The following is a 1,196-nucleotide window of genomic DNA, read 5'->3' as shown; positions in this document are numbered from 1 at the left end:
TGGCTTTGCTACTGAATTTTGGCCCAGCAGTGATGGCGAATTTTGGCCCACCTCCATCGTCGAACGTAGGGTCTCCTCGGCACGATCGAGGAGCCAAATATGGACTGGAAAGCCAAAGTGGAATTATTCGAGCAGCTACGTCGAGAGCATGAGTTTGGGATCGGCACGGTAGCCGGTGTTGCGGCAAAATTCGGTGTTCATCGGCGGATGGTCCGCCAGGCGCTGGCGGGCGCGGTGCCGCCTGTGCATCAGTATCCGGCGCGGGTGAAGCCGAAGTTGGATGCTGTGGTGGCGTTCATCGACAGTGTTTTGGAGGCGGACCAGCGGGCGCCGCGCAAGCAGCGGCATACGGCGCGGCGGATTTACCGGCGGATCCTGACCGAGTTTCCTGGCGTATCGGTCGCGGAATCGACGGTGCGCAACCATGTGCGCGAGCGCAAGCACCAGATCGGGCTGATCCGGCGCGAGACCTTCGTGCCGCAGAGCTACGAGCTGGGCCATGAGGCGCAGGTCGATTGGTATGAAGCCTGGGTCGATTTCGAGGGTGAGCGCACCAAGGTTCAGGTCTTCGCGATGCGTTCGATGGCGAGCGGGGCGGCGTTTCACCGGGCGTATCTCAGCGCGACGCAGCAGGCGTTTCTCGAGGCGCACGAGATGGCGTTCGCGTATTTCGGTGGGGTCTTCCGCCTGCTGCGGTATGACAATCTGGCGAGTGCGGTGCGCAAGATCCTGCGCGGCCATCGACGCGAGGAGACGGTGCGGTTCGTGGCGTTCCGCTCGCATTGGCGGTTCAGTGCTGAATTCTGCAATCCGGCCCAGGGTCATGAGAAGGGCGGCATCGAGGGTGAAGGCGGATATTTCCGGCGCAATCATCTGGTTCCGGTGCCGGTCATGGCCGATCTCGACGCGCTGAACGCCAGCCTGCTCGCCGATTGCCTAGCCGATGAAGCGCGTGTTCTGGCCGGGCGGATCGACACGGTGGGCACCACGATGAATATGGAGCGCGACCATCTGCTGCCATGCGCGACCGAGGGGTTCGACATCGCCGAGATCGCCTTCCCGCTGGTCGACAAGCACGGCTGTGTGCTGGTGAAGACAAATTTCTACTCGGTGCCAGTGAAGGTCGGTACACGGGTGGAGGCGCGGATCCGGCCGCTGCATGTCGAGATCTGGTACGCCGGCAAGCAGATTGCCCG

Annotated in this window: 1 protein-coding gene; it reads left to right on the top strand. The window is 62.6% G+C overall.

From position 1 onward, the window contains the following. Positions 1 to 99: 99 nt before the first annotated feature. A partial coding sequence (istA, locus tag BW994_RS18765; RefSeq protein WP_139334234.1) for an IS21 family transposase occupies positions 100 to 1,196 on the top strand: 1,097 nt, incomplete at its 3' end.

Origin of the sequence: Acidiphilium rubrum, from assembly GCF_900156265.1 — a bacterium.
GTDB lineage: Bacteria > Pseudomonadota > Alphaproteobacteria > Acetobacterales > Acetobacteraceae > Acidiphilium > Acidiphilium rubrum.
This window is presented reverse-complemented; position numbering and strand designations above follow the sequence as displayed.